Source organism: Rhizobacter sp. P5_C2, from assembly GCF_054049715.1.
Genome location: NZ_JBFULV010000002.1, coordinates 29649 through 52221 on the forward strand (window position 1 = coordinate 29649; position 22573 = coordinate 52221).

Annotated in this window: 20 protein-coding genes; 9 read left to right on the forward strand and 11 right to left on the reverse strand. The window is 69.0% G+C overall.

The window, feature by feature from the left end; translation table 11 throughout:
* Window positions 1-21: 21 nt before the first annotated feature.
* From ACXJLU_RS00940 to murJ, 9 genes are all read right to left on the reverse strand, one after another.
* Entirely contained in the window at window positions 22-696 is a 675-nt protein-coding gene (locus tag ACXJLU_RS00940; protein ID WP_457328641.1) for a deoxynucleoside kinase, read from the reverse strand.
* Complete coding sequence (locus ACXJLU_RS00945; RefSeq protein ID WP_073465678.1) at window positions 693-1046, reverse strand: DMT family protein; 354 nt, start codon at window positions 1044-1046, stop codon at window positions 693-695. The genes ACXJLU_RS00940 and ACXJLU_RS00945 overlap by 4 nt, the downstream gene beginning before the upstream one ends.
* Entirely contained in the window at window positions 1043-1543 is a 501-nt protein-coding gene (gene folK / locus ACXJLU_RS00950) for a 2-amino-4-hydroxy-6-hydroxymethyldihydropteridine diphosphokinase (protein ID WP_457328642.1), read from the reverse strand. Before folK ends, ACXJLU_RS00945 begins: the two co-directional genes overlap by 4 nt.
* Window positions 1530-3164 (reverse strand): polynucleotide adenylyltransferase PcnB, encoded by a 1635-nt coding sequence (gene pcnB / locus ACXJLU_RS00955; RefSeq protein ID WP_457328643.1) that lies wholly within the window; start codon window positions 3162-3164, stop codon window positions 1530-1532. The genes folK and pcnB overlap by 14 nt, the downstream gene beginning before the upstream one ends.
* Window positions 3161-3832, reverse strand: coding sequence for an HAD family hydrolase (locus tag ACXJLU_RS00960; protein WP_073465680.1), 672 nt, complete (start codon window positions 3830-3832; stop codon window positions 3161-3163). Before ACXJLU_RS00960 ends, pcnB begins: the two co-directional genes overlap by 4 nt.
* Window positions 3829-4506 (reverse strand): DnaA regulatory inactivator Hda, encoded by a 678-nt coding sequence (hda, locus tag ACXJLU_RS00965; protein WP_457328644.1) that lies wholly within the window; start codon window positions 4504-4506, stop codon window positions 3829-3831. The genes ACXJLU_RS00960 and hda overlap by 4 nt, the downstream gene beginning before the upstream one ends.
* 7 nt (window positions 4507-4513) lie before the next feature.
* On the reverse strand, window positions 4514-5575 hold the full coding sequence (locus ACXJLU_RS00970) for an AI-2E family transporter (protein ID WP_457328645.1): 1062 nt from the start codon (window positions 5573-5575) through the stop codon (window positions 4514-4516).
* A gap of 159 nt (window positions 5576-5734) precedes the next feature.
* On the reverse strand, window positions 5735-6604 hold the full coding sequence (locus ACXJLU_RS00975; RefSeq protein ID WP_457328646.1) for a SirB1 family protein: 870 nt from the start codon (window positions 6602-6604) through the stop codon (window positions 5735-5737).
* 22 nt (window positions 6605-6626) lie between these two features.
* The gene (murJ, locus tag ACXJLU_RS00980) at window positions 6627-8183 is read right to left on the reverse strand and encodes a murein biosynthesis integral membrane protein MurJ (protein ID WP_457328647.1); all 1557 of its coding nucleotides are present in this window, start codon (window positions 8181-8183) and stop codon (window positions 6627-6629) included.
* A gap of 129 nt (window positions 8184-8312) precedes the next feature.
* On the opposite strand from murJ, the gene rpsT reads away from it, so the two are divergent.
* Window positions 8313-8606 (forward strand): 30S ribosomal protein S20, encoded by a 294-nt coding sequence (gene rpsT / locus ACXJLU_RS00985; RefSeq protein WP_047500675.1) that lies wholly within the window; start codon window positions 8313-8315, stop codon window positions 8604-8606.
* A 91-nt stretch (window positions 8607-8697) separates the two neighbouring features.
* Here the strand turns inward: rpsT and ACXJLU_RS00990 are convergent, their stop codons facing one another.
* Entirely contained in the window at window positions 8698-9051 is a 354-nt protein-coding gene (locus tag ACXJLU_RS00990; RefSeq protein WP_457328648.1) for a DUF3579 domain-containing protein, read from the reverse strand.
* Between the two features lie 215 nt (window positions 9052-9266).
* On the opposite strand from ACXJLU_RS00990, the gene ACXJLU_RS00995 reads away from it, so the two are divergent.
* The 7 genes from ACXJLU_RS00995 (at window position 9267) to ACXJLU_RS01025 (ending at window position 17908) form a co-directional block, all read left to right on the forward strand.
* Window positions 9267-10487, forward strand: coding sequence for an aspartate aminotransferase family protein (locus ACXJLU_RS00995; RefSeq protein ID WP_457328649.1), 1221 nt, complete (start codon window positions 9267-9269; stop codon window positions 10485-10487).
* Entirely contained in the window at window positions 10484-11425 is a 942-nt protein-coding gene (gene argF / locus ACXJLU_RS01000; protein ID WP_457328650.1) for an ornithine carbamoyltransferase, read from the forward strand. Before ACXJLU_RS00995 ends, argF begins: the two co-directional genes overlap by 4 nt.
* A gap of 28 nt (window positions 11426-11453) precedes the next feature.
* Entirely contained in the window at window positions 11454-12197 is a 744-nt protein-coding gene (locus tag ACXJLU_RS01005; protein WP_457328651.1) for a metallophosphoesterase family protein, read from the forward strand.
* Window positions 12187-13662 carry a serine/threonine protein kinase gene (locus ACXJLU_RS01010; protein WP_457328652.1) on the forward strand — a complete coding sequence of 492 codons (1476 nt, stop codon included), beginning with the start codon at window positions 12187-12189 and terminating at the stop codon, window positions 13660-13662. The genes ACXJLU_RS01005 and ACXJLU_RS01010 overlap by 11 nt, the downstream gene beginning before the upstream one ends.
* Window positions 13659-14567, forward strand: a complete 909-nt coding sequence (locus ACXJLU_RS01015; protein ID WP_457328653.1) for a polysaccharide deacetylase family protein — start codon at window positions 13659-13661, stop codon at window positions 14565-14567. Before ACXJLU_RS01010 ends, ACXJLU_RS01015 begins: the two co-directional genes overlap by 4 nt.
* Before the next feature lie 64 nt (window positions 14568-14631).
* Entirely contained in the window at window positions 14632-16029 is a 1398-nt protein-coding gene (locus tag ACXJLU_RS01020) for a Fic family protein (protein WP_457328654.1), read from the forward strand.
* 67 nt (window positions 16030-16096) lie between these two features.
* Window positions 16097-17908 (forward strand): leucine-rich repeat domain-containing protein, encoded by a 1812-nt coding sequence (locus ACXJLU_RS01025; protein WP_457328655.1) that lies wholly within the window; start codon window positions 16097-16099, stop codon window positions 17906-17908.
* Here ACXJLU_RS01025 and ACXJLU_RS01030 read toward each other — a convergent pair.
* A complete protein-coding gene (locus ACXJLU_RS01030) occupies window positions 17905-19554 on the reverse strand; it encodes an MFS transporter (protein WP_457328656.1) in 1650 nt (549 codons plus the stop codon). The two genes, ACXJLU_RS01025 and ACXJLU_RS01030, sit on opposite strands and share 4 nt — an antisense overlap.
* Before the next feature lie 103 nt (window positions 19555-19657).
* Between ACXJLU_RS01030 and ACXJLU_RS01035 the strand changes: the two genes are divergently transcribed.
* Window positions 19658-22561 (forward strand): C1 family peptidase, encoded by a 2904-nt coding sequence (locus tag ACXJLU_RS01035; RefSeq protein ID WP_457328657.1) that lies wholly within the window; start codon window positions 19658-19660, stop codon window positions 22559-22561.
* Window positions 22562-22573 lie beyond the last annotated feature (12 nt).

The following is a 22573-nucleotide window of genomic DNA, read 5'->3' on the forward strand; positions in this document are numbered from 1 at the left end:
GGGGCAGTGTAGCCGGGTGGGTCAGGCCAATCGCGGTGCCGCGCCCGGGTCGAAGAACTCGCGCGGGCCGCGGAAGCCGGCCAGCCGGTCGAGCAGCGCCCGCCAGTCGGCCTCGCGCTCGATCGGGTTGAAGTGCTCGGTGTTGACGGCCAGCACCGGCGCCGCATCGAAGCCCTCGAAGTAGCCGGCGTAGGCATCGGCCAGGCGCTGCAGGTAGTCGATGGCGATGCGCTGCTCCATCGCGATCGCGCGGCGCTGGATGCGCTGCAGCAGCGTCGCGGTCGGCGCCTGCAGCCAGATCACGAGGTCGGGCTGCGGCACCTGCGGCGCGACCTGGCCATACATCTGGCTGTAGAGCCCGTATTCCTCGTCGCTCAGGTTCAGCCGCGCGAAGATCGCGTCCTTGGCGAACACGAAATCGCTGACCACCGCCTGCGAGAACATGCCCGGCTGCGCCAGCGAGCGCACCTGGCGCAGCCGCTGGAACAGGAAGAACACCTGCGTCTGGAAGGCATAGCCGGGCTGGTCGGCGTAGAAGCGCTCGAGGAACGGGTTCTCGCCCGCCTGCTCCATCATCGTCTCGGCCCCGAGGTGAGCAGCCAATCGGCGCGCGAGCGAGCTCTTGCCGACGCCGATCGGCCCCTCGATCGCAATATGGCGGAAGCGCTCGAGCCCCGCGCTCACCGGAGAACTCATGAGCGGAAGATGAAATAAACCGCGCCGACCAGGCACAGCCCGGCCCACACGTAGTCGAGCTTGAACGGCTGGCCCATGTAGATCATCGCGAACGGCACGAACACGCCCAGCGTGATGACCTCCTGCGTGATCTTCAGCTGCGCGAGCGAGAAGCCGCCGGCATAGCCGATGCGGTTGGCCGGCACCTGCAGCAGGTACTCGAACAGCGCGATGCCCCAGCTGATCAGCGCCGCGACGAACCACGGCTTGTCGGCCAGGCTCTTCAGGTGGCCGTACCACGCGATGGTCATGAAGACGTTCGACGCGATCAGCAGCACGACGGTCTGCACCGACACGGGGATGGCATTCATGGATCGATCCGCGAGAGGGGTTGGAAGTCGAGTCCGGCCAGCAGCGCCGCGACGCTGCCGCGGCCGGGGATGAGCAGGTCAGGCGCCAGGTCGGCGAGCGGCGCGAGCACGAAGGCCCGCAGGTGCATGCGCGGGTGCGGCACGGTCAGCGTGGGTTCGTCGATCGCCTGCTCGCCGTACAGCAGCAGGTCGAGGTCGAGCGTGCGGGGTGCGTTGCGGTACGGCCGCTCACGGCCGTGGGCCGCTTCGATGGCCTGCAACCCGGCCAGCAGCGCCAGCGGCGGCAGCGTGGTGCGCAGGCGCGCGACGGCGTTGACGAAGTCGGGGCCTTGCGCATCGACCGGCTTCGTGCGGTACAGCGGCGAGGCCTGCAGCGCGTCAACGCCGGGCATTGCCGCCAGTTCGGCGAGCGCCCGGGTCAGCGTCGCGCGGGCATCGCCGAGGTTGGCGCCCAGGCCGATGAAGGCCCATTCGGCGCGGGCTTCATTCGCCGGCATCGCCACCGGAGGCCGGGGCCGCGCCGCCACCGGCGCCGCCAGCACCCCCTTCACCGCCACCGGGCTTGCGGCGGCGACGGCGGCGCTTGCGGGCCGGTTCGGCCGACAGGTCGCCGTCCGTCGCTTCAGCGCCCTCGTCCGCCTCGGCGGCATCACCCGCCTTCGCGGGCGACGCGTCACGGGCCGCGGGAGCCGCACGCGGACCGGAGGCCGAACGCCGCGGGGCCTCGCGCGGGCCTTCGCGCGTTCCGTCGCGCTTGCCCTGCATCAGCCGATGCCGCTCGTCCGGATCGGCGAGCGAGAAGTCTTCCCACCAGCGCGCCAGTTCGGCCTCGATCTCGCCGGCGTCGGCGCGCAGCCGCAGGAAGTCGAACGCGGCGCGGAAGCGCGGCTGCTCGACCAGCGTGAACGGCCCGTTGCCGGTGCGGCGCTCGAAGCGCGGCTGCATCAGCCAGATCTCGCGCATGTCGCCGGCCAGCTTGCCGCGGCCGGAGATGTCGCCGATGCGCGCATCGAACACCGCGTCGATCGCCTGCTGCAGCGCGGGGAACGGCGCTTCGCCGCCCTTCTTCAGGCGCAGCCAGCGGTCCAGCACCTCGTGCCACAGCATGCAGGCGAGCATGAAGCTCGGCGCCACCGGCTTGCTCTCGGCGACGCGGCGATCGGTGTCGGCCAGCGCGAGCTGCACGAACTTCTGGCGCGCCGGGTGCTTCTGCGCGTCGTCGAGCATCACGTCGAGGATTGGGAACAGCCCGCGCGCCGCGCCGGCCAGGCCCTGCTTGTGCAGCTCTTCGATGCTGGCCAGCGCGTGGYCGGTCTGCAGCAGCTTGATCATCTCGTCGAAGGTGCGCGAGGCCGGCACGCTGTCGAGCAGCGCGGCCAGCTCGCGGATCGGCGCCCGCGTCTTCGGGTCGATCGTGAAGCCGAGCTTGGCCGCGAAGCGCACGACGCGGATGATGCGCACCGGGTCTTCGCGGTAGCGGGTGACCGGGTCGCCGATGATGCGCAGCACCTTCTTCTTCGCGTCCTTGATGCCGCCGTGGTAGTCGACGACGATCTGGCGCTGCGGGTCGTAGTACATCGCGTTGACCGTGAAGTCGCGGCGCGCCGCATCCTCGATCTGCGGGCCCCAGACGTTGTCGCGCAGCACGCGGCCGGCCGCATCGACCGCATGGGTCTTGCCGGCCAGCTCGCTCTTCGAGGTTTTCTCGTTGCCGCTGACCTGCTCGGACGCCGTGGCGTCCATCATCGCGCGGAAGGTCGAGACCTCGATCACCTCGTGCTCGCGCCCGCGGCCGAACACCACGTGCACGATGCGAAAGCGCCGGCCGATGATGAAGGCGCGCCGGAACAGCGCCTTGACCTGCTCGGGCGTGGCGCTGGTGGCGACGTCGAAATCCTTCGGCCGCAGCCCGACCAGCAGGTCGCGCACCGCGCCGCCGACGATGTAGGCCTCGTAGCCGGCATCGGCCAGGGTCTGCACCACGCGCACCGCGTTCTCGTCGACCAGCGCCGGGTCGATGCCGTGCTCGGCAGCCGCGACTTCGACCCGCTTGCCCTTGGGCACCGCGATCGGGGTGCTGGTCTTGCCCAGCAGCTTGTCAATGAACTTCTTGATCATTGGTTGAATAGTTGTAGTACTCGCCAGCCTCGYTCACGCGCCACGGTTTCGAGCGTCGGCGAGGGGTTGGTTGCCACCGGCTCGGTGGCGCATTCCAGCAGCGGCAGGTCGTTCGGCGAATCGCTGTAGACGCTGATTCGCTCGAAATCCTGCAGCCGATGCCCCAGGCCTGCCAGCCACTCGCGGGTGCGGGCCGTCTTGCCGTCTCGAAACGAAGGTGTTCCGTGGATCCGGCCCGTGATGTTACCCGCCGGACCGCGCTCCAGCTCCACCGCGAGCAGGTGGGGCACGTCGAAGGCCCGGGCGATCGGCGCCGTGACGAACTCGTTGGTCGCGGTGACGATGGCCACCAGGTCGCCGCGCGCCTGGTGGTCGCGCACCAGCGCGATGGCCGCCGGCAGCATCGCCGGCACGATCACCTCGCGCATGAAACCCGCCTGCGCGGCGGCCAGTTCGGCGGCCGGGCGGCCGCGCCAGGCGCGCGTGGCGAACTCGATGTATTCGTGGATGTCGAGCGTGCCGGCCTGGTACTGCACGTAGAAGGCGTCGTTGGCGCGGCGGAATTCGTCGGTGTCGACCCAGCCCAGGCGCAGCATGTGCTCGCCCCAGGCATGGTCGGAATCCAACGGAATCAGCGTGTGGTCGAGGTCGAACAGGCACAGGTTCATGACGGCGCCGGCCCTTCCTCGCTCAGCATCTGCTTGAGCAGCGGCACCGTGATCGCCCGCTTGTGCGCGAGCGCGAATTCGTCGAGCCGGTCGAGCAGCTTCATCAGGTGCTTCAGGTCGCGCGAGAAGCGCGTCAGCAGGTAGTCCATCACGTCGTCCGAGAGGAAGATGCCGCGCCGGTCGGCCTCGCGGCGCAGCGCGGCGCGGGCCTCGGCCTCGCCGAGCGGCTCGATCGCGAAGATGTGCCCCCAGCCGAGCCGGGTGCGCAAGTCCTCGCGCAGCGGCAGGTCGACCGGCGGCACGCGGGCGGCAGCCGCCACCGGGATGCCGTGCGTCGTCGCCTGCACGAACAGCGCGAACGCGGCGTGCTGGCCGGCTTCGTCGAGCGCGTCGCAGTCGTCGAGCACGATCAGCATGTCGCCTTCGTCGAACAGCCACGGCAGGTCGTCGCCCGCGGTGAACCAGCTGACGCGGCCGCCCTGCTGCTGCACCGAGCTGGCGAGCGCCCGCAGCAGATGCGTCTTGCCGGCGCCGGACGGCCCCCACAGCAGCACCGGCGCCGCCTGGCGCGTCAGGCCGCGCAGGTGGGCCAGCGCCAGCGCATTGCCGGCCGCGACGAAGGTCTCGAAGGTGTGCGCCGGGTCGCTGGCAATCAACAGGGGCAGTTGGCGCATCGCCCGGTCACCCGCGGAACAGCTTGCTGTGGAGGTAGGCGCCGCGCACGCGCCCGGCCGCCACCGCCATCACCGCACTGAGCGGCAGCGCGATCAGCACGCCGACGAAGCCGAACAGCTGGCCGAACGCGAGCAGCGCGAAGATCACCGTCAGCGGGCTCAGCCCGATGCGCTCGCCGACCAGGCGCGGCGTGAGGTACACGCTCTCCAGCACCTGGCCCGCGCCGTACACCACCGCGACCGCGACCAGCCCGTAGGCGCTCGCGAACTGCAGCGTGCCGGCCAGCAGCGCCAGCACCAGCCCGAGCCCGAAGCCGAGGTAGGGAATGAAGACCGCCAGGCCGGTGAACACGCCGACCGGCACCGCCAGGTCGAAGCCGAACAGTGCGAGGCCGATGCTGTAGCAGACCGCGAGGATGCCCATCACCAGCAGCTGGCCGCGCAGGTACTGGCCGAGCACCGCATCGCATTCGGCCATGAAGCTGCGCACGCCCGGCTGCAGGCGCGGCGGGATCAGGCTTTCCAGCCGATTCACCTGGCGCGGCCAGTCCATCAGCAGGTAGAACAGCACGACCGGGATCAGCACCGCGTTGCCGACGATCGCCAGCAGGAAGCTGCCGCCGATGCGTGCCGAGCTGAGCACGGTGCCGACCCACTCCTCCATGTTGTCGCCCAGGCGCTGGACGACGAATTCCTTGATGCTCGCGGTGTCGAGCTGCGCATGGATGCCCAGCTGTGCGAGCCACGGCGTCGCCCACAGGCTGAAGCGGTCGATCAGCAGCGGCACCTGCTGGCGCAGCAGCGGCAGCTCCTTCGACAGGATCGGCACGATCAGCAGCAGCACCGTCAGCACCAGCAGCAGCGCCAGCACCTCGACGCCCAGCACCGCCAGCACGCGCGGCACGCCGCGTGCGGCCAGCCGCTCGACCGGCGGATGCAGCGCATAGGCCAGCACCGCGCCGACGATGAACGGCGTCAGCACCGGCGCCAGCAGCCACACCAGCACCAGCAGCACCAGGGCGATGGCCAGCCACGAAAGGGTTTGACGCTGCGCAGGAGAGAGTTGCATCGACGGGGTCGGTGATGCCGGCGTGCTCAGTTTTGAAAGCGAGACCCGGGGTGGGCGGTGCCGGCAGGAAGCGGCAAATTCTAAGGGCCGGTGGCGCCGGGCCCCAAAACGGCTGAAACCGGTGTCAGCGCGGGGCCGCTTCGCCGCCGCCGCGGTGCGTCAGTGCAGGCGCCGCGGTCCCGCGCTGCGCAGCCGGGCGACGCGGGCGCGGATCGCCGACTGGTCTTCGGCGGCCCGCGCATGGGCCAGGTACAGGTCCAGGTCGTGCAGGGCCTCGCCGGTCATGCCGAGCTCGGCGTAGGCGAGGCCGCGGTCGCGCCGCTCTTCCCAGGCGTCGGGCAGCAGCACCACGAGCCGGTTCAGCACCTGCAGCAGGCGCGGCCAGTCCTCGCCGCTGCGGTGGATTTCCTTCAGGTTGCGCAGGATGCGCGCCAGCACGTCGCGCGCCGGCGCGGCCTGCAGGAACAGCCCGAGCGGCACGTCGAAATCGCCCACCAGCCCATGGCTCTGGCGGTACGGCATCAGCAGGTCGTCGAGCTCGTCGCGCGACAGCGAATGGCCGGTGAACGGATCGATCACCACCTCGCCCTGCGGCATGTGCAGCTTGACGAGGAAATGCCCGGGGAACGACACGCCGCGCGCCTGCAGGCCGATCTGCGTGGCCAGCTCGATGTACAGCACCGCCAGCGTGATCGGGATGCCGCGCCGCGTGCGCAGCACCGTGCCGAGGTGGCTGTTGCCGGGGTCGTAGTAGTCGTTGACGTTGCCGGCGAAGCCGAGGTCGTTGAAGAAGAAATGGTTCAGCCGGCGCAGGCGCTGCAGCGGCACCGCATCGGCCGGCACGCGATGCTTCAGGCGCAGTGCGAGCTGGTCGATTTCGGCCAGCACCGATTGGGCATCGAGGCCGGGATCGTCGTCCTGCCCGATCGCGACGGCGGCCTCGGTCAGCGACAGGCTGGCGTCATCCGCCACCAGCGACGCGAAATACTCCAGCGCGGTGGGCGCTTCGAACTGCAACGGACGGGCCATCCAGCCAGTTTAGCGTCGCATTTCAGCCTCGCCGGGCGAACTGCTTCAGGTTCAACCCGGTGGCGAACAGCGTGCCGAAGTAAACGATCGCCGCGCCGCCCAGGCAGGCAGCCAGCCACGCGGCCCGCGCGCCGTGCTGCTGGCCGAGCGCGATCCAGTCGAGCTTCAGCGACGCGTAGCCGAGCAAGGCGCCCAGCAGCGTGGTCGCCAGCAACACCCGCCAGGTGAAGCCGGCCCAGCCGGCCGACGGCGTGTAGCTGCCCGACCGGCGCAGGCCGACGAACAGCCAGACGGCGTTGACCAGCGCGCCCAGCCCGATCGACAGCGCCAGCCCCGCATGGCCGAGCTGCGGCACGAACAACAGGTTCATCACCTGCGTCAGCACCAGCACGACCACCGCGATCCGGACCGGCGTGCGGATGTCCTGCCGGGCGTAGAAGCCGGGCGCCAGGATCTTGACGCCGATCAGCCCCATCAGCCCGACGCCGTAGCCGCGCAGCGCGAGCACGGTCTGCGCGACGTCTTCGGCCCGGAAGGCCCCGCGGTGGTAGAGCGACGCGACCAGCGGCGTCGTGAACACCAGCAGCGCCACCGCGCACGGCAACGCGAGCAGCACCACCAGGCGCAGGCCCCAGTCGAGCAGGCCGGAGTACGCCTCGGCATCGGCGCGCGCCTGGGCCGACGACAGCTGCGGGATCAGCACCACGCCGAGCGCGACGCCGAGCAGCGCGGTCGGGAACTCCATCAGCCGGTCGGCATAGGTCAGCCACGACACCGCGCCGACGCCGACGTGCGACGCGATCTGCGTGTTGATCAGCAGCGACAGCTGCGCCACCGACACGCCCAGCAGCGCCGGCGCCATCTGACGCAGCACGCGGTGCACGCCGGGGTGGTGCCACGCGGCGCGGATGCGCGTGGGCGTCATGCCGATGCGCGGCAACTGGCCGATGCGTGCGAGCGCCGGCAGCTGCACGGCGAGCTGCAGCACGCCGCCGACCATCACGCCGACGGCCATTGCGTAGATCGGCTCGACGCCCCAGCGGCCGAACACCGGCGCCAGGCCCCAGCCGGCGCCGATCACCGCCAGGTTCAGCAGCACCGGCGACGCGGCCGGCACCGCGAACTGCTTCCAGGTGTTGAGCACGCCGGCGGCCAGCGCGACCAGCGAGATGAAGCCGATGTAGGGGAACATCCAGCGCGTCATCACGACGGCGCCGTCGAACTGCGCGAGGCCGGAGGCCATCAGCCAGACGATCACCGGTGCCCCGACCATGCCTGCCACGCAGGTGACGAGCAGCGCCCAGAACAGCACGGTGGCGACGGCGTTGACCAGCAGGTGGGTGACCTCGTCGCCCTCGCGGGCGCGGGTCTCGCCGAGGATGGGCACGAAGGCCTGCGCGAAGGCGCCTTCGGCGAACAGCCGGCGCAGCATGTTGGGGATGCGGAAGGCGGCCTGGAAGGCGTCGGTCCAGGCGCCGGCGCCGAACATCGCGGCGACCATCAGCTCGCGGCCCAGCCCGGTGATGCGCGACGCCAGGGTCAGCAGGGAGACGACGGAGGCGGCACGCAGCAGGTTCATGGGGCGGGGGCAGGAAGCGGGCGGATTATAGGTAGCGCCTGCTCACGTCGTGTCTGCCGATTTGCCCGGGCCGAAATGTGAATGCTATACTCGCGGTCTTTGCCCCACCCACCTGGATCACGCAAACAAATGGCTACTTCCTCCAAAGTCAAGAAGACGGTCCGCATCGCGTCGGGCCGCAAGCGCGTCCGTCAAGACGTGAAGCTCAACGCAGCCAACACCGCGCTGCGTTCGAAGTTCCGCACGGTCGTCAAGAACGTTCAGAAGGCCGTTGTCGCCGGCGACAAGGCCAAGGCTGCCGAAATCTTCAAGACCGCTCAAGGCGTCATCGATTCCGTGGCTGACAAGGGCCTGTTCCACAAGAACAAGGCAGCTCGCCACAAGAGCCGCCTGTCGGCCAAGATCAAGGCTCTCGCAGCCTGATTGAAAAGATTCCAGGTGGTAAGTGAAAAGGCCCGCTCAGCGGGCCTTTTTCATTGGTGCCGCCAGATGCTGCGGCAAGGAACGCCGGGATTCAGGCGGCCTGCTGGGCCGACGGCGGCACCGGCGCCAACTGCCCGTTCGGCAGCAGGCAGGCCTCGACGACCTGCAGGTCGTTGTCGCGCGCGAAGTTCATCACGAAGTCCCAGGCCATCGGCTCCAGCGCCTTCAGCTCCTCGCTGACGATCACGCACTTCACGCCGTTGATCACGCGCGGCACGCAGTACGGCGAGTAGCCGATGAACGACCCGATGCCGCCGGCCGAACCACCCGGGCGGAAGCTCGACATCGCACCCGCCAGCCGCTCCGCCCAATCGCTGGGGCGGAAGGTCTTGCCATCCTTGGTGAGGCCTTGGATGAACACTTCGCGGGGCAAGGGTGAGGTCATGCGTGCTGCGGGCGTGGGTCGAACGGAGGGCGGGTCGGCCGGCGGCTATTGTGCCGCGAATATGCTGCGCCGCAGCAGATTGCCGGGCCCGGAAAGGGTTGGCGCCTGTGCCTTTATCGGCGCGTCGGACCCGACCCTTAGAATCCAAGGCCCCGGGCGGCGCCCTGCCGTCCTGTATTCCGCACTTCCTTCCGAACTTCCGGAGTCCTGCCGCAATGAATGCGACCACCACCCCCGCTGCCCAGCCCATGCCCCACGTGATGCCGACCTACGGTCGCCTGCCGTTCGCGCTGTCGCATGGCCGAGGCTGCTGGGTGTGGGACACCGACGGCAAGAAATACCTCGACGGCCTGGGCGGCATCGCGGTCAACACCGTCGGCCATGCGCACCCGAAGCTGGTCGCCGCGCTGCAGGACCAGGTCGGCAAGCTGATCCACAGCTCCAACTACTACCAGGTGCCGCTGCAGGAGCAGCTCGCCGCGAAGCTGACCGAGGTGTCGGGGCTGACCAATGCCTTCTTCTGCAGCACCGGCCTCGAAGCCAACGAGGGCGCGCTGAAGATCGCCCGCAAGTTCGGCCACGACAAGGGCATCGAGCGCCCGGAGATCATCGTCTACGAAAAGGCCTTCCACGGCCGTTCGATCGCGACGCTCTCGGCCACCGGCAACACCAAGGTGCAGGCCGGCTTCGGCCCGCTGGTCGAAGGCTTCGTGCGCGTGCCGCTGAACGACCTGGCCGCGGTGCGCACGGTGGCGGCCGAGAACCCGAACGTGGTCGCGGTGTTCCTGGAGGTGATCCAGGGCGAAGGCGGCATCAACGTCTCGACCGTCGAGTACCTGCAGGGCATCCGCAAGATCTGCGACGAGCGCGGCTGGCTGCTGATGCTCGACGAGGTGCAGTGCGGCCTCGGCCGTACCGGCAAGTGGTTCGCGCACCAGTGGGCCGGCATCAAGCCGGACGTGATGCCGCTCGCCAAGGGCCTGGGCTCGGGCGTGCCGGTCGGCGCGATCGTCTGCGGCCCGAAGGCGGCCAACGTGTTCGGCCCGGGCAACCACGGCAGCACCTTCGGCGGCAACCCGCTCGCGATGCGCGCCGGTGTCGAGACGCTGCGCATCATGGAAGAAGAGAAGCTGCTCGAGAACGCCGCCACCGTCGGCGCCGCGCTGAAGGCCGGCATCGAGAAAGAGCTGTCCGGCGTGCCGGGCTTCGTCGAGGTGCGAGGCCAGGGCCTGATGCTCGGCATCGAGCTCGACCGCCCGTGCGGCGTGCTGCTGAACCGCGCGGCCGAGGCCGGCCTGCTGCTGAGCGTCACCGCCGATCGCGTGATCCGCCTGGTGCCCTCGCTGATCCTCACGGCCGACGAAGCGGCGCAGATCGTGGCCATCCTGTGCCCGCTGGTGAAGCGCTTCCTGTCCGAAACCCCCGCCACGCCATGAAGCCCGGCATGAGCCTCATCAAGCACTACCTGCAGTTCAAGGACTTCCGCGCCGAGGAATACGCCTACCTGTTCGAGCGCTCGGGCATCATCAAGAAGCGCTTCAAGAACTACGAGAAATACACGCCGCTGGTCGACCGCACGCTCGCGATGATCTTCGAGAAGGCCTCCACGCGCACCCGCGTGAGCTTCGAGGCCGGCATGTACCAGATGGGCGGCTCGGTGGTGAACCTGACCACCGGCGACAGCCAGCTCGGCCGCGCCGAGCCGATCGAGGACAGCGCGCGCGTGATCAGCCGCATGGTCGACGTGGTGATGATCCGCACCTACGAGCAGACCAAGCTCGAGGCCTTCGCGGCCAACTCGCGCGTGCCGGTGATCAACGGGCTGACCAACGAGTACCACCCGTGCCAGATCCTGGCCGACGTCTTCACCTACATCGAGCACCGCGGCAGCATCGCCGGCAAGGTGGTCGCATGGGTCGGCGACGGCAACAACATGGCCAGCACCTGGCTGCAGGCGGCGAGCATCCTCGGCTTCACGCTGCACGTCAGCACGCCGTCGGGCTACGAGGTCGACGCCAAGGCGGCGGGCATCAACGACACCAGCGACACCGGCTGCATCAAGGTCTTCAAGAACCCGCTCGAAGCCTGCGCCGGCGCGCACCTGGTGACCACCGACGTGTGGACCAGCATGGGCTACGAGGCCGAGAACGAGGCCCGCATGAAGGCCTTCGCCGACTGGTGCGTCGACCGCGAGATGATGGCCGCCGCGCAGCCCGACGCGCTCTTCATGCACTGCCTGCCGGCGCACCGCGGCGAGGAGGTCGAGGCCGACGTGATCGACGGACCGCAATCGGTCGTCTGGGACGAGGCCGAGAACCGCATGCACGTCCAGAAGGCCTTGATGGAGTACCTGCTGCTGGGCCGCATCGGTTGAACCCGGTCGATCCGCGGCACACGCCCGCATGAAGCTTGCCCTCGTCACCGACCTGCATGCCAACCGCGAGGCCGTCGAGGCGGTGCTCGCGCATGCGCAGTCGCAGGGCGCGCAGCAGCACGTGTTCCTCGGCGACTACGTCGGCTACGGCGCCGAGCCGGGCTGGGTGGTCGACTGCGTGCAGGCGCATGTGGCCAATGGCGCGATCGCGGTGCTGGGCAACCACGACGCGGCCGCGGTGCAGGGCCCGCAGCCGACCATGGTGCCCGACGCGCGCGAGGCCGCCGCCTGGACCCACGAGCGCCTGACGCCGCCGCAGCTCGACTTCCTGGCGAAGCTGCCGCTCACCGCGCGCGACGCCGATCGCCTCTACGTGCATGCCAATGCGCATGCGCCGGCCGCGTGGGGCTACGTCACCGGCCGGCTTGACGCGGTGCGCAGCCTGCACGCCACCGATGCGCGCATCACCTTCTGCGGCCATGTGCACGAGCCGCTGCTGTTCCACCTGTCGGGCACCGGCAAGGTCGGCGATTTCACGCCGGTGCCAGGCGTGCCGATCCCGCTGTCGCCGCAGCGCCAGTGGCTGGTGATTCCCGGTTCGGCCGGCCAGCCGCGCGACGGCAACCCGGCCGCCGCCTACGCCACGTTCGACACCGTGAGCGGCGACCTCACCTACCACCGCGTGCCCTACGACCATGAGGCCGCGGCCGCCAAGGTGCTGGCCGCCGGCCTGCCCGAACGGCTTGCGCAGCGCCTGATCGATGGACACTGAGGCCGGGCCGGCAAAGCCCTCGTCGCGCCTGGCCGCCGGCCAGGTCATCGACGGCTTCCGGCTCGATGCCCACCTGCACCAGGGCGGCATGGCCAACCTGTGGGCGGTGACGCGGCTCGGCAGCGACGACCCGATGCCGCTGATCATGAAGGTGCCGCGCATCAAGGGCGGCGAAGACCCGACCAGCATCGTCGGCTTCGAGGTCGAGCAGATGATCCTGCCGTCGATCAGCGGCGTGCACGTGCCGAAGTTCATCGCCAAGGCCGACTTCACCGGGCAGCCGTTCATCGTGATGGAGCGGCTGTCGGGCGACTCGCTGCGCAAGCGCTTCGACGACGCGCCGCTGCCGATCGACGAGGTGGTGCGCTGCGGCGCGCTGATCGCGACGGCCCTGCACGACCTGCACCGCCAGCACGTGGTGCACCTCGACGTGAAGCCCAGCAACATCATGTTCCGCAAGGCTGCGGACGGCTCGCGCAGCGACGCGGTGCTGGTCGACTTCGGCCTGTCGCGCCACGACTTTCTGCCCGACCTGCTCGACGAGGAGTTCGAACTGCCGATGGGCACCGGCCCGTACATGTCGCCGGAGCAGGTGCAGTTCATCCGCAACGACCCGCGCAGCGACCTGTTCGCGCTCGGCGTGCTGCTGTACCACCTGCTGACCGGCGAGCGCCCGTTCGGCGCGCCCACCAGCGTGCGCGGGCTGCGCCAGCGGCTCTACCAGGATCCGCTGCCGCCGCTCGCGTGGCGGCCCGATTGCCCGCCGTGGCTGCAGGAGCTGGTGCTGCGCTGCCTGGAGGTGCAGCCCGACAAGCGGCACCAGAGTGCGGCGCAGCTTGCGTTCGAGCTGCAGAACCCGGAGCAGGTGGTGCTGACCGACCGCGCGACGCGGCGCGCGCGCAGCGGCCGCGTGCAGACGCTGCGGCGCTGGTTCGCGGCACTCGGTGCCGAGCCGGCCGAGCGTGGCAATGCGGCGGGGCAGGCGGCGCGCAGCCCGATCCTGCTGGCCGCGGTGGATGTCGCGAACGCCGAGCCGGCGCTGCTCGAGGCGGTGCGCGACACGGTGCAGCGCCTGCTGCACACCGAGCCCGGCGCGCGCCTCGCGTGCCTGGCGGTGCTGAAGATCAACCGCATCGGCATGGACGAGATGCTCGACAAGGACGGCGGCAGCAAGCACGTGGGCCTGCTGGTGCAGCTGAAGCACTGGGCGCGTCCGCTGCTGCAGGACCTGGAGGCCACGCGCCCCGAGCAGGCCGGGCGGGTGACCTTCCACGTGCTCGAGGCGCCCGATGCGGCGACCGCGATCGTCGACTACGCGCGCAAGAACCAGGTCGACCACGTCGTGATGGGCGCGCGCAGCAGCGGCGGGCTGCGGCGCTACCTGGGCAGCGTGTCGGCCGAGGTGGTGGCGCAGTCGGATTGCACCGTGACCGTGGTGCGCAGCTTGCTTCGGCCTGCGCCATGAGCCATCCGGACCCCGATCCCCGCTTCGGTCCGCTGCGCACGCACGGCCGCTTCGACTACTCGCCGATCACGCAGCGGCCGGATTTCCGCTGGCCCAACGGGCAGCGGCTGGCGGTGTACCTCGGCTTCAACCTCGAGGACTTCGCGTTCGGCGAAGGGCTGGGCGCAGCGCTTGGGCCCGCCTCGCCGCACCCCGACGTGTTGAACCACAGCTGGCGCGAGTACGGCAACCGCGTCGGCGCGTGGCGCTGCCTGGAGCTGTTCGACCAGCTCGCGATGCCGGCCGGCGTGATCCTGAACACCGCGCTGTACGAACTGAGCGCGCCGCTGGTCGATGCCTTCGTGCAGCGCGGCGACGAGATGATCGCGCACGGCCACACCAACTCGGTCCGGCAGGGATCGCTGGCCGAGGCCGACGAGCGCGCATTGATCGAGCACTGCCGCGACACGATGACGCGGCGCCATGCATTGGCGCCGCGCGGCTGGCTGTCGCCGTGGATCTCGGAGAGCCACGTCACGCCCGACCTGCTGGCCGAGGCCGGCTTCCAGTACACGCTGAACTGGTGCCACGACGACCAGCCGGTGCGCCTGCGCACGCGCGGCGGCGGCACGCTGTGGTCGGTGCCCTACCCGCAGGAGCTGAACGACATCCCGATGGTCATCGCGCGGCAGATGGACGCGAAGGACTTCGCGCAGATGATCGTCGACCAGTTCGATGAGATGCTCGAGCAGTCGCAGCGCCAGCCGCTGGTGATGGGCATCGCGCTGCACCCATACATCGTCGGACAGCCGTATCGGCTGCGGCACCTGCGGCGCGCGCTGCGGCATGTGATGGACCACCACCGCGAGATCTGGGTCACGACGCCGGGGGCGATCGTGTCGGCGATGGAGGATATGGCGCGATAAATGGCTTGCGCGCCACTTCGAGTGGCGCAATACTGGCGCGATTCCATCCCAGGAATTGACGCGAATGCCACGAATCACGCCACAACAAGAGTTCGACCGCCTGGCCGCACTGATTGCCGCGCATCCCGCGGGCATTGGCCTGGACGCAATTTCCCAAGCGCTGGACGAGCCGGTGAAGCGCCGGACGCTGCAGCGCCGCCTGGCCGCGCTCGTCGAGCAGAACCGCATCGTCACGCAGGGTGACGGGCGCTCGACGCGCTACCTGGCCCGATCCATCGGGGTCGCCGAACCCCTTCCCACCTACGGCCGTACCGACAGGTCCCGCGCCATCGCCGCAGCCACTGCGTCCATTTCCCGGGAAGGCGAAGAGATCCGGGCCTGCATCCGCCTGCCGCGCCTGCAGCGCCGGCCGGTGGGCTACAACCTCGCGTTCCTGGAGGACTACCTCCCCAACCAGACGGCCTACCTGCCGCAAGGCTTGCGCGACCGGCTGCATGACATGGGGCAATCTCCCTCGGAGCAGGCGCCGGCCGGCACGTTTGCGAAGGACATCCTCGCCCGGCTGCTGATCGACCTGTCATGGGCCTCCTCCCGGCTGGAAGGCAACACCTACAGCCGCCTCGACACCGAGCGACTGATCGAGTTCGGCCAGGCGGCCGAAGGCAAGGACGCGCTGGAAACCCAGATGATCCTCAACCACAAGGAGGCCATCGAATACCTGGTGCGAGACCCGGAACGCGCGAGCATGAAGCCGGACACGCTCATCACGCTGCACGCGCTGCTGTCGGACGGCCTGATGGCCGACCCGTCGGCCGTGGGCCGCATCCGACGCCGAGGCGTCGGGATCGGCGGCAGCGTGTACCTGCCACCGACACAGCAACTGGAGGCCTTGTTCGACATCGTCGTGCAGACGGCCGCGGAGATCCGCGATCCCTTCGAGCAAGCCTTCTTCCTGATGGTGCACGTGCCCTACCTGCAGCCCTTCGAGGACGTGAACAAGCGCGTGTCCCGGCTGGCCGCCAACATCCCGTTCATCCGCCACAACCTGTGCCCGCTGTCGTTCATCGAGGTACCGCAGCAAGACTACGTGGACGCGCTGCTGGGAGTCTATGAACTGAACCGCATCGAACTGCTGCGCGACGTCTTCGTCTCGGCCTACGCGCATTCGTGCCAGCACTATGTCGCGGTCATTCGGGAGCTGGTCCCGCCCGATGTCTTCCGGCTTCGATACCGCCGTGCGTTGAGCGAAGTCGTCGCGGGCATCGTGCGCGGCGGCGACGCGCTCACGGCATCAGCGGTGCGCGCCAGGATCCCTTCGACGGTCGACGTGAGCGACCAGGATCACTTCGTCGACCTGGTTGTCGGCGAGTTCAAGAGCCTGCATGCAGGCAATGCCGTTCGCTTCGGCCTCAGGCCGTTGGAGTTCGCGGCCTGGCAGGAGGGGAACAAGGGTCACGCCTGAGCGCGTCGACGGTTGAACCATTTCGAGGCGGCTGTCACTCACCCCTTTCATGAACCAAGGGGGCGCCATGGAAATCACCGAGAAATCACGTCCGCGCACATTCATTCCATCATCGATCGACCCCGCGCTAAACCCTTACGGCGAAGGCAAGACGCTCATCGAGACGCTGAGTCGTGACCTTGGAATCGACATCTCCGATGCCGACAAGGCAACGCAAGCCAAGTACAAGGCGTTCACCAAACATCACCCGTTTCTGCATCCCGCCTGCGCGCTGTGGTTCGCCAAGCGATGCCTCGCCCAAGGCAACAAGCGTCGCTTTCGTGAGGTCGTGACGACATTCAAGCTCACACGCCTGCAGGGCATCGTCGAGGGCGCTGGCATCGTCACGAGTTCCTTGAAGAATCTGCCGCATGTTCACCAGATCGAGTTCGCTACCGGGTGCGAACTCACCATGGAATGCATCGCTGAGTTGTGCGATGTGCTGAAGGAAAAGCGCAGCGTCCCGTTTGAGTTGGACTTGCTCGGATGCATCACCTGTTGCGATGCCCTGCTGTCACTCTCCTGGGCGATGCCCGGCTTGCTTGGCTTGGCAATGCTGAGCATCTCGGACCCCGATGTGACCGATGACGGTGATTGGATCACCGCACTCGCAGCGGGCCTCGTCCACAACCCCGAGCTGCTCGCCTTCAAGCTCCGCGTGCCCCACTTGACACAGGAACAAGCCGAGGCGCTTGGCGAAGGATGTCGGTCACTGACTGAACTTCACCTTGAGTGCGGGAACCTGAGCTCGCTGGCTCATCTGCTGAAAACCTTGGGCGAAAAGGCACCGCCCGATCCGGACAGCCCCGGGACGGCGGCACGCCCGCTCGCCACCCTGAGCATCGTCGGACGCCCGGACGCAGGGCAGGCGCACTTTTCCAAGGGATCCGTCGGGTTCCTGCGCGAACTCATCGCTCGCTGCCCTTCGCTGAAATGCGTTCGCATTTCACCGTCCCTGCATGCGCAGAACTTCTCGGAGTTCGAGGACGTGATGGCTCTCTGCGGTTCGCAGTGGAAGGGAATCGAGATCGACGTTGACTTCGGCCTGGTCACCGATCAGTTAGCCAAGAAGCAGCCGGGCGAAGTCATCGAGCTCGAGACAGGTCGAGTCATCAAGCTGACACTCGCCTACCTGCGACGAAAAGAGGCCTCTCACCGCCTTCTGCCCGAGAAGGAGCTTCAAGGCCTCCTGCATCGGCAACTTGCCGCCGCGCTGCAAGACAAGTTGTTGCCCGAAGACGTCATTCATGAGATCAGCCGCAGGCTGGTGGCTGATCGCTCGCCACCGGCCAGTCACCTCGTGACGTTGAACGCGCTGTCGCGCACCGACAAGACGGCTGCCGCGCTGGGTTCGGCCACAGCACTGCGCAGAGCACACTTCGAGCGCTTGAAGGGCTTGATGACATTGTCGGCCTGTGCCTTCGGAACCCGAGAGCTGGCGGATCCGCTGTGTCTGGCGCTGACAGGATGGCCTCTGAAGGGAAGGCTCTTGACGACGGAGGGTGAGAAAGCCTTGACGTCATGGATCCGGACCGGCCGGCCTGACTGCAACGCACTTGAAAATGCCATCGGGGAGGCGGAAGCGCACCGATGGAGCAAGCAGAAGCATCAAGCGAAAGAACTGCTGACCTGCGGTTTCGAGGATGAATTTCTCGCGGAGCAACGGACCAGAGTGGGATTCCAGGACTCGCTTCAGACCGGCTTTGACATCACGCGGTTGGACATGGAGCTGTCCGATGCCGCGGATCGCCTGCGTCTGAAAAGAATGATCGACGGTGCCACCAAAACCGTCTCGAAAGCGATTCAGCTCTTCAAGAACCCATGGGGGAAAAACGACTAGGACCCCAACCCCTGCGCCACATACCGCGTCACCTTCGGCGGCGACTGCTCCACATGGAAACCCAGGCGCCGCTCGCGCAACTCCATGTCGAACACCGTCATCCGCTCGAAGTGCCGCAGATGCTCGGCCCATGATTCGTTGACGAACTGCTCCACGTAGAGCGCCGGGTCGGAGGTGTCGCGGAACAGGCTCCACGACAGCACGCCGCGGCGCAGGCAGCTGCTGCGCCGCTCCTGCATCACGTGCAGGAATTCGCCGGCGCGCACCGGGTCGATCCGGTACTCGATCGCGATCAGCACCGGCCCGTCGTGCGGGTCCAGCGGCAGCGCGGTCACCGGTGGCTTCAGCGTGTTGACCGGCGTCAGGTCTTCCTTGGCCACCGCCGACAGCCGCACCCGCCGCGTCAGCAGCAGCGCCACGCAGCCCATCGCCGCCGCGGCCATCAGGCTGCTGCGCACGTCGGTCATCGCCGCCACCTGGCCCCACAGTGCCGCGCCGGCCGCGCTGCTGCCCATCAGCGCCATCTGGTAGATCGACATGCCGCGCGCCCGCACCCAGTCGGGCAGCGCGAGCTGCGCCGACACCGTCAGCGAATTGGCCACCGAGATCCACGCCGCACCAGCCGCCACCATCGCGATCGCAGCCACCGCCACGCTCGGCGCCAGCGCCACCAACACCATCGCGATCGCCTGCACGAACGAACCCCAGCGCACCAGCTCGTCGGACCCCAGCCGCTGGCGGATGCGCGGCAGGTTCAGCGCCGCGGCGATCGCGCCCGCCCCCATCGACGCCAGCAGCAGCGTGAAGGTGCCGGCACCGCCGCCGTGCAGCCGCTTGGCCACCAGCGGCAGCAGCGCGAGCAGCGCGGTCGACTGCAGGAAGAACAGCGACACCCGCAGCAGCACCACGTGCATGCGCGCCGACTGGCGCACGTACTGCACGCCGACGCGGATCGCGCCGAGGAAGCGCTCGCCGGGCAGCGTGCTCGCCTTCTGCTCGCGCTTCCAGCGGCTGATCGTGAACGCCGCGCCGATCGACAGCAGCGCGTTCAGCACGAACACCCACGCGCTGCCGGCGCTCGCGATGATGGCGCCGGCCACGATCGGCCCGATGATGCGCGACGCATTCATCGCGATGCCGTTCAGCGCCAGCGCCGACGGCAGCTGCGAGCGCGGCACCAGTTCCGGCACGATCGCCGCGAACACCGGCCAGCGCATCGCGAGGCCGATGCCGTTCGCGAAAGTCAGCACCAGCAGCAGCGGCGCGTTCATCGCATCGAACGCGATCGTCATGCAGGTCACCACCGCCACCACGGCCACCCACACCTGCGTCAGCATGAAGTAGCGCCGGCGGTCGAGGATGTCGGCCATCGCGCCGCTCGGCAGCCCGAGCAGGAACACCGGCAGCGTCGACGCCGACTGCACCAGCGCCACCAGCACCGGCGAGGTCGTCAGCGAGGTCATCAGCCAGGCCGCCGCCACGTCGTTCATCCACATGCAGACGTTGGCGGCCACCCAGGTGCCCCACAGCATGCGGAACACCGGCAGCGACAGCGGCGCCCAGGCCGAAGCAGCGGGTGCAACGGGCGGAACGGCAGGGGGAACGGGTGGCGGAACGGGCGGCGGAACGACGGGCGTGCTGGACATCCCGCAACGGTAGCACCGCCGCCGCGTCCATCACATGTGGGATGGACGTAGACCGGCAGCGCCCGATACTGGCCACGCAGTCTCAACCACCACGGAGGAGCCCATGAAGCTCTTGATCTCCAAGGGTGCGTCCGGTCCGGACGTGGCTCGCCTCGCGCAGGCGCTCGCCACCGAGCTCGGCCCCGATGCCGCGGATTTCCCGGTGCTGACCAGCGCCGCCTCCTCGATCGACGACGGCTTCGATGCCGCGATCCGGCGCTGGCAGGCCGGCATCGGCGTCATCGCCGACGGCATCGTCGGCCCGCGCTGCCAGATGCTGCTGAAGCTCGCCGACGAAGGCCCGCCACCCGATCCGGTGCTGACGGTCGGCTTCGTCAGCCAGCTGTTCCCCGCCACCAAGCCGGCCAACATCGCGCGCTACCTGCCGTATGTCGAGGCCGCGTTGCGCGCGGCCGGCCTGGTCGACCGGCCGATGGTGCTGGGCGCGCTCGGCACCATCCGCGCCGAGACCGAAGGGTTCGTTCCGATCGCCGAGTTCCAGTCGCGCTTCAACACGCCACCGGGCGGCGCGCCGTTCAGCAGCTACGACCTGCGCCGCGACATCGGCAACGGCGCGGCCGGCGATGGCGCGCGCTACAAGGGCCGCGGCTTCGTACAACTCACCGGCAAGGCGAACTACAAGCACTACGGCGAGGTGATCGGCCTCGCGCTCGATGCCGACCCCGACAAGGCGAACGCGCCCGAGGTGGCCGCGGTGGTGCTCGCGCAGTTCCTGTTCGACAAGGCCGACAAGTTCCGCGCCGCGGTCGGCAAGGGCGATCTCGCCGCGGCACGCAAGCTGGTCAACGGCGGCGCGCATGGGCTCGACGCATTCCGCAGCGTGTTCGACCTCGCCGGCGCCGCGCATGCGCCGGGGACCGCCGGAGCGGGGGCAGCCAAGCGCGCAGCGCCCAAGTCGCGCCGCCCCGCCGGCAGCACCCACCGCGTCTCGCGCACGAAGAAGGACACCGCCGACCTGCGCGACCGCCAGTACATGCCCGCGGCCCTGACGCTGCCCGACGAGTTCCCCGGCGCCGAGGTCGTGCAGCGCTTCCTGCCCGGCTATGCCAAGGCCGGGCTGATCCTGAACCAGGGCAGCGAAGGCGCCTGCACCGGCTTCGGCCTGGGCTGCGTCATCAACTACCTGCGCTGGCTGAAGGCGAAGACGCCGGCCCGCTTCGAATCCGTCAGCCCGCGCATGCTCTACACGCTGGCTCGCCGACACGACGAATACGACGGCGAGAACTACGAGGGCTCGAGCTGCCGTGGCGCGCTGAAGGGCTGGTTCAACAACGGCGTGTGCCTGGAGAAGGACTGGCCCTACCAGGCCGACAAGTCCGACACCGCGCGCTACGGTTTCGCGACGCGCGCCACGCAGAACACGCTGGGCGTCTACTACCGCGTCGACACGCAGTCGATCACCGACATGCAGGCCGCCATCGCGCAGCACGGCGCGGTGTTCGTCTCGGCCTTCACGCACGACGGCTGGGATGGCGTGCCCGACGTCGCCGGTGAACCGAAAGGCCATGCCGACCTGCCGCTGATCGGGTTCGACGGCCGGCCCTCGAAGGAAGGCGGCCATGCGTTCGCGCTGGTCGGCTTCAACGACCGCGGCTTCGTGCTGCAGAACTCCTGGGGCAGCGACTGGGGCGCCGGCGGCTTCGCGACGCTGTCGTACCTCGACTGGCTGGCCAACGGCATGGACGCCTGGGTGGTCGCGCTCGGCGTGCCGGGCGTGGTGGCCGGGCGGCTCGCGGTGTCGCAGCCGGGCGCCCAGAGCACCGGCGCGAAGCGCAGCGACGCGAACCGCAACGGCTGGTGGGACACCGCCCTCGCCTACCAGCACAGCGTGGTGCTCGGCAACGACGGCCGCGTCAGCCGCTACCTGACCGAGGACGAACAGCCGCGCAAGCTGCAGCAGCAGGCCTACGCGTTGCCGGACCAGTGGTTCCGCAGCCAGCCCGACGGCCCCGGATCGGGACCGAAAAGGCTGCTGCTCTACGTGCACGGCGGCCTGAACAACGAGGCCGATGCGGTCAAGCGGGCCGCCGCGATGGGCCGCTACCTGCTCGGCAACGGCTGCTACCCGCTGTTCCTGGTGTGGAAGACCGGCATGCTCGAATCGATCGGCGACATCCTGTCGGATGCCTTCCACCGCGAACCGGCACGCGCCGGGGCCGGCGAATGGCTGACCGACAAGACCGATTTGCTGATCGAGAAGACCATCGGCCGCCCGCTCGCCAAGCCGATCTGGAGCGAGATGAAGGAGAACGCGCAGCTGGCCTTCGCGCCGCGCCATGGCGGCGAGCTGCTGCTGGACGCGATCCAGTCGCTGGCCGCCACCTGGGGCGCGCAGTTCGAGCTGCACCTGGTCGGCCACTCGGCCGGCTCGATCGCGCTCGGCCACTTTCTCAGCGCCCTCACGGCGCGCCAGCACGCCGGCCGCGACGACGGCCTCGCGCAGCGCCTCGCGTCGGTCAACCTGTATGCGCCGGCCTGCACCGTCGCGTTCGCGAACCAGCACTATGCGGGCAACCCGCAGGTGATGGAGCGGCTGCACCTGGACGTGCTGTCCGACAAGGTCGAGCGCGACGACAACGTCGCATCGATCTACCGCAAGTCGCTGCTGTACCTGGTGTCGAACGCGCTGGAGACCGACCTGCGCACGCCGATCCTCGGGCTCGACGCCGTCAACGACACCGCGTTCGCCGGCTGGGACGGCTCGTCCGACACCGGCGAGGCGCTGGCGACCTGGCGCGCCGCAGCGGCCGATGCGAAGCTCGCGGCGCGCACGCAGCTCGTCACCAGCGACCGCATCGAGACGGCGATCGGCAGCGACGGCAAACCGGTGCTGGTGCGGGCGTCGCACGGCGGTTTCGACAACGACATCGAGGTCGTCACGCGCACGCTGCAGCGCATTCGCGGCAACGAACCCGTGCTGAAGGTGGACGACCTGCGAGGGTATTGACGCACCACCAGG

Excerpts from the sequence above, each read along its gene's own strand:
- ACXJLU_RS00995 (WP_457328649.1), top strand. The coding sequence starts at position 9,267 with ATGAATGCGACCACCACCCCCGCTGCCCAGCCCATGCCCCACGTGATG.
- hda (WP_457328644.1), bottom strand. The coding sequence starts at position 4,506 with ATGCGCCAACTGCCCCTGTTGATTGCCAGCGACCCGGCGCACACCTTC.
- ACXJLU_RS00945 (WP_073465678.1), bottom strand. The coding sequence starts at position 1,046 with ATGAATGCCATCCCCGTGTCGGTGCAGACCGTCGTGCTGCTGATCGCG.
- ACXJLU_RS00940 (WP_457328641.1), bottom strand. The coding sequence starts at position 696 with ATGAGTTCTCCGGTGAGCGCGGGGCTCGAGCGCTTCCGCCATATTGCG.
- ACXJLU_RS01020 (WP_457328654.1), top strand. The coding sequence starts at position 14,632 with ATGCCACGAATCACGCCACAACAAGAGTTCGACCGCCTGGCCGCACTG.
- ACXJLU_RS01005 (WP_457328651.1), top strand. The coding sequence starts at position 11,454 with ATGAAGCTTGCCCTCGTCACCGACCTGCATGCCAACCGCGAGGCCGTC.
- ACXJLU_RS01025 (WP_457328655.1), top strand. The coding sequence starts at position 16,097 with ATGGAAATCACCGAGAAATCACGTCCGCGCACATTCATTCCATCATCG.
- murJ (WP_457328647.1), bottom strand. The coding sequence starts at position 8,183 with ATGAACCTGCTGCGTGCCGCCTCCGTCGTCTCCCTGCTGACCCTGGCG.
- ACXJLU_RS00975 (WP_457328646.1), bottom strand. The coding sequence starts at position 6,604 with ATGGCCCGTCCGTTGCAGTTCGAAGCGCCCACCGCGCTGGAGTATTTC.
- argF (WP_457328650.1), top strand. The coding sequence starts at position 10,484 with ATGAAGCCCGGCATGAGCCTCATCAAGCACTACCTGCAGTTCAAGGAC.
- ACXJLU_RS00970 (WP_457328645.1), bottom strand. The coding sequence starts at position 5,575 with ATGCAACTCTCTCCTGCGCAGCGTCAAACCCTTTCGTGGCTGGCCATC.
- ACXJLU_RS01010 (WP_457328652.1), top strand. The coding sequence starts at position 12,187 with ATGGACACTGAGGCCGGGCCGGCAAAGCCCTCGTCGCGCCTGGCCGCC.
- rpsT (WP_047500675.1), top strand. The coding sequence starts at position 8,313 with ATGGCTACTTCCTCCAAAGTCAAGAAGACGGTCCGCATCGCGTCGGGC.
- ACXJLU_RS01035 (WP_457328657.1), top strand. The coding sequence starts at position 19,658 with ATGAAGCTCTTGATCTCCAAGGGTGCGTCCGGTCCGGACGTGGCTCGC.
- ACXJLU_RS01015 (WP_457328653.1), top strand. The coding sequence starts at position 13,659 with ATGAGCCATCCGGACCCCGATCCCCGCTTCGGTCCGCTGCGCACGCAC.
- ACXJLU_RS00990 (WP_457328648.1), bottom strand. The coding sequence starts at position 9,051 with ATGACCTCACCCTTGCCCCGCGAAGTGTTCATCCAAGGCCTCACCAAG.
- folK (WP_457328642.1), bottom strand. The coding sequence starts at position 1,543 with ATGCCGGCGAATGAAGCCCGCGCCGAATGGGCCTTCATCGGCCTGGGC.
- ACXJLU_RS01030 (WP_457328656.1), bottom strand. The coding sequence starts at position 19,554 with ATGTCCAGCACGCCCGTCGTTCCGCCGCCCGTTCCGCCACCCGTTCCC.